The organism is Saccharothrix sp. ST-888 (assembly GCF_000955975.1).
In the GTDB taxonomy this organism is placed as follows: domain Bacteria; phylum Actinomycetota; class Actinomycetes; order Streptomycetales; family Streptomycetaceae; genus Kitasatospora.
This window is the reverse complement of sequence record NZ_JYJF01000071.1, coordinates 1-15741: the sequence shown is the minus strand read 5'-3', so window position 1 is coordinate 15741 and position 15741 is coordinate 1. Positions and strand designations below refer to the sequence as shown.

The following is a 15741-nucleotide window of genomic DNA, read 5'->3' as shown; positions in this document are numbered from 1 at the left end:
GCGCGGCGAGGGCGTTGACACGCGTTACCAATGAGTAGCAGACTCCGGCAGTGTTACCGGGGGTAACACCCGCAGTGGCGTGGATCGCCCCGTCCGCCGGGCGTCGGCCGGGCGGCGCCCGCCAGGTACTTCCGACCGGAGGCAGGAAACATGAGCACCTTCTCCCTCGACCCGGGCGAGGACCAACTCGCCGTCCGCGACTGGCTGCACGGCTTCGCCGCCGATGTGATGCGACCGGCCGCCGCCGAGTGGGACGAGCGGGAGGAGACCCCGTGGCCGATCATCCAGGAGGCGGCCAGGATCGGCATCTACTCCCCGGACTTCTACGCCCAGCAGTACTTCGACCCCTCGGGCGTCGGAATCCCCATCGCGATGGAGGAGTTGTTCTGGGGCGACGCCGGACTCGGGCTCGCCATCGTCGGGACGACGCTCGCCGCCGTCGCCGTCCTGGCCAACGGCACCGCCGAGCAGATCGGCACCTGGGCACCGCAGATGTTCGGCACCCCGGACGACGTCAAGCTGGCCGCCTTCTGCTCCTCCGAACCCGATGCCGGCTCGGACGTCTCCGCGCTGCGCACCCGGGCCGTGTACGACCAGGCCAAGGACGAGTGGGTGCTCGACGGCACCAAGACCTGGGCGACCAACGGCGGTATCGCCGCCGTCCACGTGGTGGTGGCGACCGTGGACCCCGCGCTCGGTGCTCGCGGGCAGGCCTCCTTCGTGGTCCCGCCCGGTACGCCGGGTCTCTCCCAGGGGCAGAAGTTCAAGAAGCACGGCATCCGGGCCTCGCACACGGCCGAGGTCGTCCTGGACGGCGTCCGGGTGCCGGGCCACTGCCTGCTGGGCGGAAAGGAGAAGCTCGACGCGCGGCTGGCGCGGGCCCGGGAGCAGGCGGCGCAGGGCGGCGCCGGCGGCCAGGGCGGCCGGGCCAAGGGCGCGAACGCGGCGATGGCGACCTTCGAGGCGTCCCGCCCGGCGGTCGGCGCGCAGGCCATCGGCATCGCCCGCGCCGCGTACGAGGTGGCGCTCGACTACGCGAAGACCCGGGTGCAGTTCGGCCGCCCGATCATCGACAACCAGGGTGTGGCCTTCACCCTCGCCGACATGAAGACCCGGATCGACGCGGCCCGGCTGCTGGTCTGGCGGGCCTCCTGGATGGCCGCCACCAACCAGCCGTTCACCTCGGCCGAGGGTTCGATGTCCAAGCTGTACGCGGGCGAGACCGCGAAGTGGGTGACGGCGCAGGCGATGCAGATCCTCGGCGGCAACGGCTACACCCGGGAGTACCCGGTCGAGCGGATGCACCGGGACAGCGCGATCTACTCCATCTTCGAGGGCACCAGCGAGATCCAGCGCCTGGTGATCGCCCGCAGCATCTCCGGTCTGCCGATCCGCTGAGGGGCGCCCTGGCCGGGACCGGTCCCGTCGGCCGGCCGGCGGACGGGACCGACGGAGCGGAACCGGGTCGAGTCCTGCCCGTGGTGACTCCGGGCAGGGCTCGGCGGGCTCAGAACCTGGGCTCACGCCGTTCCAGGAAGGCGGCCAGCCCCTCGCGTACGTCCGGCGCCTGGCGGGACTTGCGTTCCCACGGAGCTGCCGCGACCCGGGCGTCGGCCAGGGTGGCGGTGGCCAGCACGGCTTTCGCCGCGCCGATGGTCTGCGGCGACCGACGGGCCAGCAGGCGGGCGAACTCCATGGCCCGGGAGTCGAGTTCGCCGTCCGGCAGCACCTCGTCCAGCAGGCCGAAGCGCTCGGCCCGTGCGGCGGTGACCAACTCCCCGGAGAACAGCAGGTACTTGGCGCGGGCCGGTCCGACCAGAGTGGCCAGGCGGTGCGTCGGCACGGCCGGATAGACCACGCCGAGCTTGGCCGGGGTGATGCCGAGCCGGGCCCCCTCGGCGGCGAACCGCAGGTCGCAGGCGACCGCCAACTGGCAGCCCCCGCCGACGCAGTAGCCGTGCACCACGGCGATCGTCGGGTGCGGGAAGGCGGCCAGCGCCTCCTCCGCCGCGACGTTCACCGCGTGGTAGGCGTCGGCCCGCTCCGCAGTGGCGTACACCTCGGCCAGCTCGGCGATGTCGGCGCCCGCACTGAAGGTGCCGCCCGCGCCGGTCAGCAGCAGTGCCCGTACGGTCGGCAGTGCCGCGAGCCGCTCCAGGACCTTGGGCAGCCCCTGCCACATCGCCAGCGTCACGGCGTTCTGCCGCTCCGGGCGGTCCAGCACCAGAACCGCCACGCCGCCCTCCTCGACGTACGCGCGCAGGCCGTCCACGCCGGTGTCGACGGGGGAGCGCGTGGCGGGCGAGCTGCCGCCGGAGCCGGTCGAGGTGGTGGTGGCGGCCGACGGAGCGACGGTGCTCGGGTCGTGCTGGGACAAGGCGGCCTCCGGGGTCATCGGGTCGGCGCTCACCCTTCCACAGCGGGCGCCCCGGCGGCCACGGCGGTGGCTGTGATCTCCACCAACTGCCCGGTGTAGCCGAGGCAGGCCACACCGAGCAGCGTCGAGGTGTGCGGACCCTTGGCGAGCCCCGAGGAGTTGACCACGTCCCAGACCTCGGAGAGCCGGGCCGGTTCGTCGGCCACCACGTGGACCGTGCTGGCGACCACCTGCGGCAGGCTGCTGCCCACGGCCGCCAGGGCCGTCTCCAGGTTGGCCAGCACCTGCCGTGTCTGTGCCGCGAAGTCGCCGGGACCGACCAGCCCGCCGTCGGCGTCCAGCGGTACCGAGCCGGCCAGGAACACCAGCCGTTCGCCCGCCTCCGCCACGGCGGTGTGCGCGTAGCCAGGAGGCGGGAAGAGCGCCGGAACGGTGCGGTGCTGGGCCATCGACGCACCCCTCGGCTCGGGAATCGGCCACTGCATCATGACCGGGGGAGCCCGGGTCCGTCATCCGGTTTTCGGCGTGCCCCGGCGCCCTGCCCCGGCGGCGGCCGCGCCGGCTGCCGGGAGTGGCCGCAGGGTCAGGCCGCCGGGGCGCCCGGACCCTGCTCCTTGGACCACTCGTGGGCCAGGATCGACCAGATCTCCTTGTCGTGCCGGATCCCGTTGTGCGGGAAGTACTCGCGCAGCACGCCGTCCAGGTGCATGCCCATCCGCTGGGCGACCGCCCGGCTGCGGGTGTTGCGGCTGCTGCTCCACCACTCGACGCGGTGCATCCCGCGCTCGAGGAGCGCGTAGTCGATCAGGTGCCGGACGGCTGCGCTGATCAGGCCGCGCCCTTCGCCGGCCGCCTCCGCCCAGACGCCGATCTCGCAGTTGCCCGAGCCGGTGTCGAAGTGCACGAACATCACACCGCCGACCAGGGTGCCCGCCTGCCAGATGCCGAAGATCCGGCCCGCGTCGGCGGCCTGCTTGTCCGCGTACCCCTGCAGCGTGGCACGGGCCGAGGCGAGGTCGGTCGACCGGGACGCCCACGGGATCCACGGATCGGTGTTCGGGCGGGCCCGGTCGATGTGGGCCAGGAACTCGGCGGCCTGCCAGGGTTCGAGCGGGCGCAGCTCGGCGTCGTCGGCGAGCGGTATCGCGTACACGTGGGCCTCCGGGGTGTGCTTCGGGAGCAGGGCTGTACCGGACTGAGCGGTACCCAGACAGAGAGGGTACATAACAAACGTTTGGTAGGTACCATAACGCCCATGACGCCTGCCCGTGGAGACCATGACGCCCGACGTATCGAGGTCTCCGAGGCCGTGTGGCGGGTCCTGGCCGAGCGGGGTTTCGGCGGGCTGACGCTGCGTGCGGTGGCCGCCGAGATGCAGGCCAGCACCGGACTGCTCACCCACTACTTCCCGAACAAGCGGGCCCTGGTGGCGTACGCCCTGGACGTCCTGGAGCGCCGTTCCGAGGAGCGGCCGCGCCCGGCGGCGGCCGCCGTGGCGGCAGCTGCGGGGACGGGGGCGGAGACGGGGGGTTCGGCGCTGGAGATGCTGCGGGCCGTCCTGCTCGACGTCCTGCCGCTGACGCCGGAGAGCAGGGCCGGGAACCGGATCTGGGTCGGCTCCTGGGACGTGGCGCTGGCCGACCCGGAGCTGGCCGCCGAGCACGCCGAGCGCTATCGACGCTCGCGCGAGCGGATCGCCGGGCTGGTCGCCGCCGCCCAGCGGTCGGGCGCGCTGCCCGGAGACCGCACGGCGGCCGAACTGGCGGCGTCGGCGCAGAGCTACGTGCTGGGGCTGGTGGTGCAGGCGCTGCTCGCTCCGCAGGAGTTCTCGCCCGAGCGCCAGACGGTTCTGCTGGACGCCTACCTGGAGGCGCTGCGCTCGGCCTGAACCGGGGCTCGGCACCGGCCGCGCGGCTGGTCTGGGCGGCTGGTCCGGGCGGCCGGTCGCGGTGGGCCGACCGGGCCGGATCGGCGGGCGGCGCGTGGTGCCCCCAGCAGGATTCGAACCTGCGACCTACCGCTTAGAAGGCGGGTGCTCTATCCGCTGAGCTATGGGGGCGTTACGGGGTGGAGTCGGCCCGGTGGGGCTTCGGCCGGTTTGGAGTCTGCCGGCGGGCGCACGGTGGCGACCGGCTGTTCCGGGACAGGATAAGGGTGTCCGGATACTCCGCCGAGTCTTAGGGCACCGCTTCGGGTGTGTCGGCCCCGGTGGAGCGGTCCGATAATCGCAGGTGGAGGCTGTGTCTGCAGCGCTCTGGCGCGTTCTGGCGCCGGACGTTGTGCAGTCGTTACGGGGCTGGAGCCCCACCCGTTATGGATTTGGTGCGGAGAATCCGGGTCTGTCCTGTCCGGAGGGGGGCAGATATGGGTTCGTTCGGTCGGATGACAAGGTCGGACGGGTGTACTGGCCACCCGTTCGGGGCTCGGGCGCCTGCCCGTGACCGGTCCAAACTTGTCATGGCCTCGTTGCCTGGATGTCGGTCTGCGGTTCTTTTCCGTCTTCGATTCACTCCGGAGAGTTACCTGGGTTATCCACAAGGCCCGGTTATCCACAGGATTTCCCCGGGGGCTGGCGGGAATTTCCCGTTCCGGGCACCCTCTCGTCGGGATGGCGATTCCGCTCGGTAATTCCTGACGGACGGAGGGTGTTACATGAACGAGACCCTGGTGACGATGGTCGGCAATGTCGCGTCGACCGTGAGCTATGCGGAAACCTCGGCCGGCGTCCCGGTCGCCAACTTTCGGATGGCGGCCACCGAGCGCCGATTCGACCGGGCCACCGGGGACTGGGTGGACGGCGAGACCAGCTGGATCACCGTGGTGGCGTGGCGCCGGCTGGCGGCCAACGTGGTGAGCTCGGTGAGCAAGGGGGATCCGGTCGTGGTGAGCGGCCGGCTGCGGATCCGGGAGTGGGGCGAGGAGGACAGGCGGCGCTCCGCCGTGGAGATCGACGCCAGGGTGGTGGGCCACGATCTCGGGCGCGGGACATCGGCGTTCCGCTGGGCGGTGCAGGCCAGACCGGAGCAGGTCGCTGGGCAGCCGGTCCGCGAGGGGCTCCCCGTGCCGGACTGGATCGTCGCGGCGGTCGAGGCCGGTGGCTCCGGTCACCCCGGCGCGGCCGACGCGGCGGCGGGGCCGGCTGTCGCGGAGCGGGCCGGTGCGGCCGGTGCGGCTGCGGTGGCCGGTGCGGGCGCGGTGGTCGAGGTGTCCGGCGAGGTGGGGGCTGGTGATGCTGCTGTGACGGCTGGTGCGGTCTGATCCGGCCCACCATCGGGCCGGGACTCTCCTGATGGGAGAGGTGTGGTTCGGGTAGAGAGTGTTGATTGACGATCGGAAACTGCTTCTCCGTCAAGTTCGGTCAACTATAAGCTCCTTGATAACAATACAGATACGGAACTGTCCTGGTTTGGCATGGAGGTTTGCGGGGCTCAGCGGGTCAATAGGATGCGTCTGGTTCACACAAGTGCAGCGGCGCCACAGGGCGCGTCGCTTTGCAAGGCGGGCTGCCATCGGCACGACCCAGCCCGGAGGGATCTTTCATGTTCCACAAGCAGGGGCGGACTGTCTCCCGCATAGGCGCTGTCATGCTCGCGTCGAGCGTGGCACTGAGCGCAGGCCTGACCACGGCAGGTGCGGCTGTCGCGGCAGACGCGAACACCTCGGGCACCAAGGCCGTCCTGATGGACGGGCTCAAGCACGGGGAGGCCATCAAGGTCGACAACAGGATGGTCGAAGGCGGGATCATCCAGCTGAAGACCGGTGACCACCAGACCCTCGACACCTACTGCATCGACCTGCACAACCCGACCCAGCGCGGGGCGACCTACCAGGAGACCGGCTGGGAGTCGAGCTCCCTGGCGGGCAAGCCCGAGCAGGCGGGGAAGATCCGCTGGATCCTCCAGAACTCCTACCCCCAGGTCAGCGCCGCTCAGCTGGCGAAGAACACGGGCATCCAGGGTCTGTCGGAGGACGCCGCCGCGGCCGGTACCCAGGCGGCGATCTGGCACTTCTCCGACGGCGCGAACGCCGTTCCGCAGGACGGCCAGGCGAAGCAGCTGACCGACTACCTGACCGACAAGGCGGTGAAGCTGGAGGAGCCCAAGCCCACCCTCAGCCTCGCGCCGACCTCCGTCTCCGGTAAGAGCGGTGCGCTGCTGGGCCCGATCACCGTCACCTCCAACGGTGCCTCGGTGGACCTCGCCGTGGACGCGGACGGCACCAAGGCCGGCCTCACCGTCACCGACAAGAACGGCAAGGCGATCACGAGCGCCAAGTCCGGCGACGAGATCTACGCCAAGGCTCCGGGCGGCGGCACCCACGGCACGGCGACGATCAAGGCCAGCACCTCGGCCCAGGTCTCCATCGGCCGCGCCTTCACCGGCGTCAACGCCGACAACGTGCACAGCCAGACTCTGATCCTGGCGGGCTCCGAGGCTGTCCCGGTCACCGCCGGCGTCTCGGTCAACTGGGCCCCGGCCGGCCCGATCCCGGCCGTCACCAACAAGGTGGACTGCGTCCAGGGTGCGGTGGTCGTCACGGCCACCAACAACGGTGACCAGGACTACACCTTCACGCTCAACAACAAGACCTACACGGTGAAGCCGGGCGGCACCACCAGCGTTCCGGTCAAGGTCGAAGAGGACAAGCCGTACCACTTCACCGTCACCGGTCCGAACGGCTTCAAGCAGGACATCCAGGGTGTCCTGAACTGCAAGACCGACACCGGCACCACCACGCCCAGCTCCACCCCGAGCGCCACCCCCAGCTCCACCCCGAGCTCGTCCACCGGCGGTGGCACGGGCAGTTCGACCGGCGGCTCGACCGGTGGCGGCCTGGCCTTCACCGGCGGCGGTGGCGAGACCCCGTGGCTGGCCGGTATCGCCGGTGCGCTGCTGGTCGCCGGCGGCGGAGCGGTCTTCGCCCTGCGTCGCCGTGGCCGTCACGGACGCACCTCGGCCTGACCCGGCCGAACACCTGCCCCGGCCGCTGAGCCGAGGCGGGTGAGCCGAGGCGCGCAGACACCGACGCAGTGAAGGTGTGGCACCGAAGCACCGAGGGCCCCCGGTCCCGTCCTCCGCAGTGAGCGGAGGGCGGGACCGGGGCGTCTCAGGGGGAGTCCTCCGCAGCCTCCGGCGGCCGTGCGGGGCCCGTGCGACCTCGGCCGTTCGGGACCTCGGCCGCAGTGCGGCAGAATGGAAGGCTGCAAGCCGAATACTCACGACGACGCCGGAGCGATCTCACGTGGCGGAATTCATCTACACCATGCGCAAGCTGCGCAAGGCACACGGCGACAAGGTGATCCTTGACGACGTGACGCTCAACTTCCTCCCCGGGGCGAAGATCGGTGTCGTCGGCCCCAACGGCGCCGGTAAGTCCACCGTGCTGAAGATGATGGCCGGTCTTGAGCAGCCCTCCAACGGCGAGGCGTACCTCTCGCCCGGCTACACGGTCGGCATGCTCCTCCAGGAGCCTCCGCTCGACGACTCCAAGACCGTCCTGGAGAACGTCCAGGACGGCGTCAAGGAGGTCAAGGGCAAGCTCGACCGGTTCAATGAGATCGCCGAGCTGATGGCGACCGACTACTCCGACGAGCTGCTCGACGAGATGGGCAAGCTCCAGGAGGACCTGGACCACGCCAACGCCTGGGACCTCGACGCCCAGCTGGAGCAGGCCATGGACGCCCTGGGCTGCCCGCCCGGCGACTGGGCCGTCACCAAGCTCTCCGGTGGTGAGAAGCGCCGCGTCGCGCTCTGCAAGCTGCTGCTGGAGGCCCCCGACCTGCTGCTGCTCGACGAGCCCACCAACCACCTGGACGCCGAGTCGGTGAACTGGCTGGAGCAGCACCTGGCCAAGTACGCCGGCACCGTCGTCGCCGTCACCCACGACCGGTACTTCCTGGACAACGTCGCCGGGTGGATCCTGGAGCTCGACCGTGGCCGGGCACACGGGTACGAGGGCAACTACTCCAAGTACCTGGAGACCAAGCAGACCCGTCTCAAGGTCGAGGGCCAGAAGGACCAGAAGCGCGCCAAGCGCCTCAAGGAAGAGCTGGAGTGGGTCCGCTCCAACGCCAAGGGCCGCCAGGTCAAGTCCAAGGCCCGTCTCGCCCGTTACGAGGAGATGGCGGCCGAGGCCGACAAGATGCGGAAGCTGGACTTCGAGGAGATCCAGATCCCGCCGGGCCCGCGCCTTGGCAACATCGTCGTCGAGGTCAACAACCTCTCCAAGGCCTTCGGCGAGAAGGTCCTGATCGACGACCTCAGCTTCACCCTGCCGCGCAACGGCATCGTCGGCGTCATCGGCCCGAACGGCGCCGGCAAGACCACGCTCTTCAAGATGCTGCTCGGCGAGGAGCAGCCGGACGGTGGCACGGTCAAGATCGGCGAGACCGTCAAGGTCAGCTACGTCGACCAGGGCCGCGCCAACATCGACCCGAAGAAGACCCTGTGGGCCGTCGTCTCCGACGAGCTCGACTGGATCAACGTCGGCCAGGTCGAGATGCCGTCTCGCGCCTACGTCTCCGCGTTCGGCTTCAAGGGCCCGGACCAGCAGAAGCCAGCCGGCATCCTCTCCGGTGGTGAGCGCAACCGTCTGAACCTGGCGCTCACCCTCAAGCAGGGCGGCAACCTGCTGCTCCTCGACGAGCCGACCAACGACCTCGACGTCGAGACCCTCTCCTCGCTGGAGAACGCCCTGCTGGAGTTCCCGGGCTGCGCCGTGGTCATCTCCCACGACCGCTGGTTCCTGGACCGAGTGGCCACCCACATCCTCGCCTACGAGGGCGACAGCAAGTGGTTCTGGTTCGAGGGCAACTTCGACTCGTACGAGAAGAACAAGATCGAGCGGCTCGGCGCCGACGCCACCCGTCCGCACCGGGCCACCTACAAGAAGCTGACCCGAGGCTGACACCCTGGCGCAACAACGGCCCGGCAGACTGCCCCAGGGTGGTCTGCCGGGCCGCCGCCCGTAAGCTACCGGCGGGTATTCGGATTTGAGGAGAACGCTCGTGGCACGCCACATCTATGCCTGCCCCCTGCGGTGGTCCGACATGGACGCCTTCGGGCACGTCAACAACGTGGTCTTCCTGCGCTACCTGGAGGAGGCCCGGATCGACTTCATGTTCACCCAGGCCGCCGCGGCCGGGGCCGGGGAGTTCGCGGGTGGCTCGGTGGTGGCGCGTCACGAGATCGACTACAAGCGTCCGCTGGTCCACCGGCCCGCGCCGGTGACCATCGAGACCTGGGTGACCAAGATCGGCGGGGCCTCGCTGACGGTCTCGTACGAGATCAAGGACACCCACGAGGACGGCACCGAGACGATCTACGTCCGGGCGTCCACCGTCGTCGTCCCCTACGACCTGGTGGAGGGGCGGCCGCGCCGGATCAGCCCGGTGGAGCGGCAGTTCCTCACCGGTTTCATGGACGGCGCCGACGAGGTCGAGGGTGCGGCGAAGGCCGTTGTCGCCGGCAGCGTCGCGGCAGCCGTCTAGGCGGCGTCGGCCGCCGTCCGCCGCTCCGACCACCGACCGTCCCCGTACCGAGTGAGCTGATCCGTTGAGTACGCCAGTCCGCCTGATGCTCGCCGATGCGGGGGAGGCCGCCGACCTGGCCGCCTTCCTGGTCCGGCTGCTGCGCTTCGACCGGGCCGCCGCCGTGCGCCTGCAGGCTGTGCGTTCGGCGGGTTCCGGGGGCGCGGAGGCGGTTGCGGAGCCGGAGTCGGGTGCGGCGGCTTCGGGCAGTGGTGTACTGGCCGTCTTCGGGCGGCTGCCGCTGGGGAGTTCGGGCGCGCTGGCGATCCGCACGGCGCGGCTGGCCGAGCTGGGCGGGCCGGCCGATCTCACGGTCTCGGCGGGCCAGTTGCTGGAGTCCGTCGACGAGCAGGCCAACACCGTGCTCGTCCCCGCCGCCGTGACCGGGCCCGCGTGGGCCGGTCTGCTGCCGCCCCGGACCGGGTGGCGGCTGCTGGCCGAGCCGCCCGCGTTCGAGGTCTTCCCCGAACTGATGGCCGCCGTCCGGGAGTTCAAGGAGCGCAGCGGAGCGGTCCCCGAACACCACCGGACCCGCAGTGTGCTGGACGGGCTCGCCGACGAGATCTGGTCCCGTCCGTTGACCGCCGCGCCCGAGCTCCCGCTGCGGGCGGTGCACGCCGCGTACGTGATGGGCTTCCTGCGGCCCGCCGTCCCGCTCACCGTGCACGGGGCCGGGGCCTGGCTCAGGCTGAGCGCTCCGGCCGGGTCGGTGGCCGTGCGCAGCGCCGCGGCGCCGGGGGCCGGACTGGGTCTGAGCCCGCTGCGCTGACCGGCTGCGCAGTCCCGGTCCTCCCGACCCTGCCGGTCCTGCCGGGCGCCTCGCGGTGAAGGGCCGTCAGCCCGCGGTGTTGATCATCGAGGCGGCGGCGTAGGTCAGGTAGTCCCACAGCTGGCGTTCGGCGTCGGCGGGGAGCTCCAGCTCGTCCACGGCCGTGCGCATGTGCTTCAGCCAGGCGTCGTGGGCGGCGCGGTCCACCTTGAACGGCACGTGCCGCATCCGCAGCCGGGGGTGGCCACGCTCGTTGCTGTAGGTGCGGGGGCCGCCCCAGTACTGCATCAGGAAGAGGGCCAGCCGCTCCTCGGCCGGGCCCAGGTCCTCCTCCGGGTACATCGGCCGCAGCAGTTCGTCCTCGGCGACGCCCTGGTAGAACCGGTGCACCAGCCGCCGGAAGGTCGGCTCGCCGCCGACGGCGTCGAAAAAGGTCTCCTCGCTGAGCGTGCCACGTGGGATGTCGTTCACCCGACCATGGTCGCAGACGGCCGCAGGGGCCGTACACCGGTCTTTCGGCGTACGACCCCTGCGGGGCGGACCGGAGTCCGGTCCGGGTGCGTGGTTACGCGTCGTCCCAGTTGAAGAAGCGCGAGGCGATCAGCGTCATCACGGCGGCGAAGGCCAGCAGGATCCCCATGGACGGGAGCGCGTCCATCACGCCGCCGCCCTTGCTCAGCACCGACTTCGCGGGGTCGATCAGGTAGCGCAGCGGCAGGGCGTGCGAGACGGTCTGCAGCCAGCCGGGTGCGACGTCCAGTGGGATGAACGCGCCACCCAGGAAGGACATCGGCAGCACGATGATCTGGTTGATCCCGTTCGCCGCCTCCTCGCTCTTCGCGATCGAGCCGGTGACCAGGCCGATCGACATGAACGCGATGGTGGCGCAGATGACCAGCGGAACGATCAGCCACCAGTTGCCGGACAGCTTGAGGCCGAAGTACGGCATGGTGGCGACCACCAGGAAGAGCGCGGTCTGGGCGAGTGCGACCAGCACGCTGACTCCGACCCGGGCACCGACGATCGCCAGCGGTGAGACCGGGGTCAGCCGCAGGCGCCGCAGCACCCGCTTCTTGCGCCAGGTCACCAGGGTGAACGAGGCCCCGTAGACGGCGCCCATGGCGATGGCGTAGCCCAGCAGGCCGGGGGTGAGGTACTGGATCGGCTTCAGCGAGTTGTCCTCGACCTGGCTGGCCGCCAGGGTGAAGGCCGGGGCCTTGCCGGAGGCCGCCTGGTTGGCCGACTCGACGACCGAGTTCAGGATGGCCTGCACGCTGCCGGACTTGACCTGGTCGGAGGCGCTGAAACGGAGGACGACCTGGCCGTTCGGGCCCGAGGTCACCAGCCCGTCCAGGTCGCCCTTGCGCACCTTCTCCAGGGCGGCGTTCTGGTCCTCGTACTTGGTGATGCTGAGGACCTTGTCCAGCTGCGCCCGTGCGTCGCCCGGTGCCTGGTCGAGCAGCTGCACCGAGCCGACCTCGGCGATCTTCACGTGGGAGGTGCCGGAGCTCTTGTAGAGGCTGCCGAAGAGCAGCAGGAACAGCAGCGGCAGGACCAGCGTGAAGAACAGCGTGCCGCGGTCCCGCAGGAAGCCGAGCAGCATCACCCGGGAGAGGCCGGCGAAGGCGCTGACCCGCTCCCGCTCCGCCGGCGGCTGTCCGGTGGGCGTCTGCTGTGCCGTGGCCGAGGTCGTGCTCATGCCCGGTACTCCCGTCCGGTCAGCTGGAGGAAGACGTCCTCCAGGGTGGCTCCGCGAACTTCCAGGCCGCGCAGGGCGTTCTGCTCCGCGAGCACCGACAGCACCGGGGCGGGCGCGCGGGTGGAGACGGAGAGCGAGACCGAGTTGTCCTCCAGGTTGGCGATCTCGGCGCCGGCCGCGCCGAACAGCTCGCGCGCCCGTGCGGCGCTGAGCTGGCCGGACTCGACGCTCACCCGGACGGTGTCGTCGATCTCGCGCACCAGGGCGGCCGGAGCGCCGGTCTTCAGCACCTTGCCGTGGTCCATCACCGAGACCCGGTCGCAGAGCACCTCGGCCTCGTCCAGGTAGTGGGTCGTCAGGACGACCGTGCGGCCTTCGGAGTTGATGTCGCGGAGCAGGTCCCAGAGGTTGCGGCGGGCCTGCGGGTCGAGGCCGGTGGTCGGCTCGTCCAGGAAGACCAGTTCCGGGTCGTGCGCCAACGCACAGGCTATGGAGAGGCGTTGGGCCTGACCGCCGGACATCTTGTCGGTGTGGACGGTGGCCGAGTCGGTCAGTCCCACCCGCTCCAGCATCGCGTCGGCCCGCTTCGGGCCCACCCCGTAGAACGATGCGAAGGTGCGGATGGTCTCACGGGCCGTCAGCTTGTTGAAGAAGGCCGAGGCCTGGAACTGCACGCCGATCCGCGGCAGCAGTTTGCTGTTGCGCGGCCAGGGCGCCAGCCCCAGCAGCTCGATGCGGCCCTCGTCGGGCTCCCGGATACCCTCCAGGATTTCCAGAGTGGTGGTCTTACCGGCCCCGTTGGGCCCCAGAATTCCGTAGAACTCGCCAGTCTCGACGGTGAGTGACACTCCGTCGACAGCCTGGACATCCCCGTACCGCTTCCGGATCCCGTCCGCGGATATAGCTGCAGTCATGCCCTGAACCCTAGGGGGTGGACGGGGTGATCGTGCAGGTCAGTGCAGCCACTTGGGGAAATTGTGACCAGTCGGTGGCCGAGGTGGGGCCCGTCGGCCGACGGGCCCCACCCGAGGGGTCGTCAGGCGCGGTGCAGGGTGATCGTGGTCCAGGCGCCGACGTGGATGCGGTCACCGTCGGTCAGCGGGATCGCGGTGTGCGGCGGCACCGGTTCGGAACCGCCGTTGACCGTGGTGCCGTTGGTCGAGTCCTGGTCCACCAGCACCCAGCTGCCGTCGGTCTGCTCGGCCAGCAGCGCGTGCTGGTGCGAGGCCCCCGGATCCTCCGGTGCGACCGACAGGTCGATCTCCGGGACGGTGCCCCGGTGCTGGCTGCGGCGCCCGATCCGCAGCTGGCCCCGGCCGGTCAGCGGGATGCGCCGCTCGGGGCAGTACGGCGGGAAGAACAGTCCGGCGGCCTCCGGTCCGCTGCGCGCCATCATGTCGGTGAAGTAGTCACGGTCGGCGCTGACCACCGCTATCCACGTGGTGCGGGCGGGCTGCGGCGGCGCGGCGGGCGTGTTCGCGGGCGGCGCGAGCCTGAACGACGTCCCGAACTCGTCGCCGGGAGCGGTCGGTCCGGGCTGCGCGTACACCGGGCCGGTCCGCTCGAACCCCTCCGGGTCGGCGAACGCCGCCGCCTTCTCGTACGGCTGGCCGCCCTCGTACGGAGCGCCGGTCTCGTACGGCGCGGCCTTGGCGAACGGGTCGGCCTTGGCGTACGGGTCCCGCGCGTACGGGTCGGCGTTCTCGTACGGCGCCGCCTGGGGCTGGGCGTACGGATCGCGCCGGGCGTACGGGTCGGCGGGGGCGAACGGGGCGGAGCCGTCGTACCCGGGGGCGTTCGGCGCGGGCGCGCCGGCGCTCTCGAACGGCATCCGGCCCGGTGCGGGCGGCGGGAACGGCGAGGGCTCCGGTGCGGGTGCGGGCGGTGGCGTCGGCGGCTGGTAGGGGCTCGGCGCCGGTGCGGGCGGCGGCATCGGCGGCTGGTACGGCGCGGGCGCGGGCGGCGGGAAGCCGTACCCGCCGCCGTGCGGCCCGCCGACCGGCGGTGCGGCGCGGTGCTGACGGCCCGAGGGGGCGGACAGGTCGTAGTCGTACCCGCATTCCTCGCAGTACCGCCCGGTCTGCGGGGTCCGGCAGATCGGGCAGGTGACCAGGCCGGCCGTCGGCTCCTGGGGGGCGGAGAAGGACGGCGGTGCCATCGGGCGCCCCATCGGTGGCGCCCCGTGCGGTGCGAACGAGCCGGGCGCACCGGGCGCACCGGGACCACCGGGGGCACCGGGACCACCCGGTGCCCCCGGACCGCCGAACGGCGCCGAGCCCGGGACCGCGACGCCGGGCGGCGGGGTCATCGGGAAGCCGCAGAAGTCGCACCAGTCCTCGGCGTGCGACTCGTGGCCCCTAGGGCAGATCGGCATCAGTTCCCCCACATTCCGGCAGGTCCGCCACGCTCAGCTGAACCGGTCACTTCTTCACCCGTACCGTCTTGGTCGACCGGGTCTCGAGAGTCATCGAGTCGGCCTCGCTCACGTTCTTACGGAACCGAACCGTACCCTCCTTGGCGTCTACTACGTCCACCACCTTCTGCAGCAGCTTGAACGTGCCCTCGTTGCCGGTCTCGTGAGCGAGTCGGACGGCGGTGCCCAGCTTGGCGGTGGCACGGTCCAGGTCGCCCGCGCGGTGGGCGGCCATGCCCTCCTGGATGGCGGCGGAGAGCTCCGCCTGGCCGGTGTAGTGCGCGACCTGCGGGCTGATCCGGGTGGAGGAGACCAGGTCGTCCGTCCAGACCGCCCGGACCAGGCCCTGGGAGAGGATGTCGGAGCTGCCGTCGGGGCGGGGGAGGAGCAGGCTGATCCGGGCGGCGAGCATCTCGTTGCCGACGGCGGCGGCCGGGACCTCGATGCAGACGTGGTAGTCGCGGCTCTCGTCACCCCAGGAGCCGGTCGGGTAGTCCCCGGCGCGCGGTCCGGCCTCGGCCCGGCGCCCGGTCAGGTCCTCGACCGTCGGGGCGACCTGCTTGACGTACTTCACCACCGCGTTGGCCGGGGTCCAGAGCCGCAGCGCCACGTCGGCGACCTGCTTGCCCATGGTCTTCTCCATCATTCTGCGGAAGTCCTCGGCCAGGCCGGAGGGTTCCGCGACGATGTCCACCGTGCCGAGCAGGGCGGAGGAGATCCGGCGCAGCTCGTCGACCTCCCAGTCGGTGCCGACGCCCCGGCAGTCCACCGTGAACCGGCCGGTGACCTGGTCCAGGACGCGCTGCAGCTCGCCCGGCTTCTCGTGCTCGTTGCGGCCGTCGGTGAGCAGGATGCCGTGCCGGATGGGGATGTCGGACCGGGTCTCGAAGAGCTGGTCGGCCAGGGTCAGCCAGGTCCCGATCGCGGTGCCGCCGGCCGGGTTGAGCTTGCGCAG

15 protein-coding genes and 1 tRNA gene are annotated in these 15741 nt (G+C 71.1%); 7 read left to right on the top strand and 9 right to left on the bottom strand.

What is annotated here, in order from left to right:
• The first annotated feature begins 150 nt into the window (after window positions 1-150).
• On the top strand, window positions 151-1398 hold the full coding sequence (locus UK12_RS21530; protein WP_045304713.1) for an acyl-CoA dehydrogenase family protein: 1248 nt from the start codon (window positions 151-153) through the stop codon (window positions 1396-1398).
• A 109-nt stretch (window positions 1399-1507) separates the two neighbouring features.
• Here the strand turns inward: UK12_RS21530 and UK12_RS21525 are convergent, their stop codons facing one another.
• The 3 genes from UK12_RS21525 to UK12_RS21515 all read right to left on the bottom strand — a co-directional run bounded on the left by UK12_RS21525 (window position 1508) and on the right by UK12_RS21515 (window position 3530).
• The gene (locus UK12_RS21525; RefSeq protein WP_231591316.1) at window positions 1508-2377 is read right to left on the bottom strand and encodes an enoyl-CoA hydratase/isomerase family protein; all 870 of its coding nucleotides are present in this window, start codon (window positions 2375-2377) and stop codon (window positions 1508-1510) included.
• 29 nt (window positions 2378-2406) lie between these two features.
• Window positions 2407-2826 carry a RidA family protein gene (locus tag UK12_RS21520; RefSeq protein WP_045304712.1) on the bottom strand — a complete coding sequence of 140 codons (420 nt, stop codon included), beginning with the start codon at window positions 2824-2826 and terminating at the stop codon, window positions 2407-2409.
• Window positions 2827-2960: 134 nt separating this feature from the next.
• Window positions 2961-3530: a GNAT family N-acetyltransferase gene (locus tag UK12_RS21515; RefSeq protein ID WP_045304711.1), complete on the bottom strand. Its 570-nt coding sequence runs from the start codon at window positions 3528-3530 to the stop codon at window positions 2961-2963.
• A gap of 102 nt (window positions 3531-3632) precedes the next feature.
• Between UK12_RS21515 and UK12_RS21510 the strand changes: the two genes are divergently transcribed.
• Window positions 3633-4265 carry a TetR/AcrR family transcriptional regulator gene (locus tag UK12_RS21510; RefSeq protein WP_063838298.1) on the top strand — a complete coding sequence of 211 codons (633 nt, stop codon included), beginning with the start codon at window positions 3633-3635 and terminating at the stop codon, window positions 4263-4265.
• A 95-nt stretch (window positions 4266-4360) separates the two neighbouring features.
• Here the strand turns inward: UK12_RS21510 and UK12_RS21505 are convergent.
• Window positions 4361-4436: transfer RNA gene (locus UK12_RS21505), tRNA-Arg, on the bottom strand.
• Window positions 4437-5029: 593 nt separating this feature from the next.
• Between UK12_RS21505 and UK12_RS41515 the strand changes: the two genes are divergently transcribed.
• The 5 genes from UK12_RS41515 (at window position 5030) to UK12_RS21480 (ending at window position 10674) form a co-directional block, all read left to right on the top strand.
• The gene (locus UK12_RS41515) at window positions 5030-5635 is read left to right on the top strand and encodes a single-stranded DNA-binding protein (RefSeq protein ID WP_063838297.1); all 606 of its coding nucleotides are present in this window, start codon (window positions 5030-5032) and stop codon (window positions 5633-5635) included.
• A 341-nt stretch (window positions 5636-5976) separates the two neighbouring features.
• Window positions 5977-7338: a Cys-Gln thioester bond-forming surface protein gene (locus UK12_RS21495; protein ID WP_197085059.1), complete on the top strand. Its 1362-nt coding sequence runs from the start codon at window positions 5977-5979 to the stop codon at window positions 7336-7338.
• 280 nt (window positions 7339-7618) lie between these two features.
• On the top strand, window positions 7619-9283 hold the full coding sequence (gene ettA, locus UK12_RS21490; protein ID WP_045304708.1) for an energy-dependent translational throttle protein EttA: 1665 nt from the start codon (window positions 7619-7621) through the stop codon (window positions 9281-9283).
• Window positions 9284-9383: 100 nt separating this feature from the next.
• Window positions 9384-9866, top strand: coding sequence for an acyl-CoA thioesterase (locus tag UK12_RS21485; RefSeq protein WP_045304707.1), 483 nt, complete (start codon window positions 9384-9386; stop codon window positions 9864-9866).
• Window positions 9867-9930: 64 nt separating this feature from the next.
• On the top strand, window positions 9931-10674 hold the full coding sequence (locus UK12_RS21480; RefSeq protein ID WP_045304706.1) for a hypothetical protein: 744 nt from the start codon (window positions 9931-9933) through the stop codon (window positions 10672-10674).
• Between the two features lie 66 nt (window positions 10675-10740).
• Here UK12_RS21480 and UK12_RS21475 read toward each other — a convergent pair whose 3' ends face one another.
• From UK12_RS21475 to UK12_RS41510, 5 genes are all read right to left on the bottom strand, one after another.
• Complete coding sequence (locus UK12_RS21475) at window positions 10741-11145, bottom strand: globin (protein ID WP_045304705.1); 405 nt, start codon at window positions 11143-11145, stop codon at window positions 10741-10743.
• A 94-nt stretch (window positions 11146-11239) separates the two neighbouring features.
• Window positions 11240-12373: an ABC transporter permease gene (locus tag UK12_RS21470; RefSeq protein ID WP_082119818.1), complete on the bottom strand. Its 1134-nt coding sequence runs from the start codon at window positions 12371-12373 to the stop codon at window positions 11240-11242.
• On the bottom strand, window positions 12370-13287 hold the full coding sequence (locus UK12_RS21465) for an ABC transporter ATP-binding protein (RefSeq protein ID WP_045304704.1): 918 nt from the start codon (window positions 13285-13287) through the stop codon (window positions 12370-12372). Before UK12_RS21465 ends, UK12_RS21470 begins: the two co-directional genes overlap by 4 nt.
• Before the next feature lie 122 nt (window positions 13288-13409).
• On the bottom strand, window positions 13410-14747 hold the full coding sequence (locus UK12_RS44500; protein ID WP_045304703.1) for an FHA domain-containing protein: 1338 nt from the start codon (window positions 14745-14747) through the stop codon (window positions 13410-13412).
• A 46-nt stretch (window positions 14748-14793) separates the two neighbouring features.
• The coding region (locus tag UK12_RS41510; protein WP_045304702.1) for a vWA domain-containing protein at window positions 14794-15741 on the bottom strand (948 nt) is incomplete at its 5' end.